The organism is Pseudomonas sp. 13B_2.1_Bac1, from assembly GCF_025466155.1.
Lineage (GTDB): Bacteria > Pseudomonadota > Gammaproteobacteria > Pseudomonadales > Pseudomonadaceae > Aquipseudomonas > Aquipseudomonas aylmerensis.
On sequence record NZ_JANLOH010000020.1, the window covers coordinates 1 to 1,244 of the forward strand.

Annotated in this window: 2 protein-coding genes; both read right to left on the minus strand. The window is 47.4% G+C overall.

Annotated elements, in window-relative coordinates; translation table 11 throughout:
- Positions 1–317: 317 nt before the first annotated feature.
- Positions 318–728 carry an SMI1/KNR4 family protein gene (locus NTD80_RS04825; protein ID WP_262132391.1) on the minus strand — a complete coding sequence of 137 codons (411 nt, stop codon included), beginning with the start codon at positions 726–728 and terminating at the stop codon, positions 318–320.
- A partial coding sequence (locus tag NTD80_RS04830) for an HNH endonuclease (protein WP_262132392.1) occupies positions 719–1,244 on the minus strand: 526 nt, incomplete at its 5' end. The genes NTD80_RS04830 and NTD80_RS04825, both read right to left, overlap by 10 nt.

Sequence of the window (1,244 nt, forward strand, 5' to 3'; positions counted from 1 at the left end):
AGCGTATTGCAGGTCACCGGCATCACTGGTTTCGCTGAGTAGTTGGCCGAGGGCATCCGATGGAGTGCCGCTATCGCCGATTGATTTCCAGCCGTTCCTGAGTATCAAGCAGGGACTGAAAAGAAATACCTGGCGACAGAGAGTCGGGAGATGGGAGTCAATTGTCCTACCGCAGACTGAGCCTGCGGCGGGAACATCGAACTCAGGTGACGCGCGTTGTTTGCGCCCTCTCGCAGTTGACGTCAGGCACTAAGCCAAAGCCAGCTTTGCCCTTCGCTCGGATAGTCATATCCAGAATGTTCGTGGTGTGGCTCTAATCACTGCTCAAGCTGTGAGAGAAACTCTTCGAAAGAGCTAGATAAAAGAACTAGATCTCTTTCATCTGCCAGCCATAGGTAGATAAGCCCAAAATCTCTATTTCTGGCGGATAGAACGAAAATGTTGCCGCAATCGTCATAGGCGAATGGGACTAGGTTTATTAACTCGGGCTCTCCTTTGATTAGTTGCTTGTATGTATCTTCAATTGTGGTTTCACCATTTTTTATGGAGAGAAAGCTGTTTAGTAAAAACGCATTGCTTTCTGCGGTTGAATCATCAATTGTTCCGCCATTATTCGTTATATAGAAATTTCTAAAATATTCTGATGGCGCGCGGCCAATAATTTTAGTGAACTCATCGTATTCAAGAGTGCTAATTGGGGCTTCGCAATTCTGTAGGGTTATGGGCATCTGGTGGGTCCTTTGGTCTTGATTGGTCTCGCAGGATGAGTATATTTTCTCCCGGTTGCTACTGAGTACTGGCTGACGCCTCCGGCATGCTTTATTCCCAAGTGTGCTTTTTGTTTTACGAGTTGCATCGTTCCGGTGTTTGACTTTGGGTCGTAATCATTCACATGGTGCCAAACGTAGCCCTTCGGTGCGGACTTTTGATTTAGTCCGGCTTCCCTGTTTGCAGCTTGTGTGTCTAGGGCGTAGTCGCCAGTGTATTTTATCGGTACGACTGGATTAATATTTGGTTTGTTATACATGGCGTTGCTGTTTCTGTAATCAAGACCCCCGCCTGGAGTTTGCCTTACCCCTTCAAAACCTAGCTCGTTTAATGCGGCAATTGGATCATAGGCTAAACCAAGAGGATCAATAAAAGTGATCGGGTTCGAAGCATACTGATAAAGGTTCAACCCTCCCGCCAGCCCAATCGGATCCGGCTGCGTAAACCGCCCCACATCCGCATCATAAAACCTGAAC

Excerpts from the sequence above, each read along its gene's own strand:
- NTD80_RS04825 (WP_262132391.1), bottom strand. The coding sequence starts at position 728 with ATGCCCATAACCCTACAGAATTGCGAAGCCCCAATTAGCACTCTTGAA.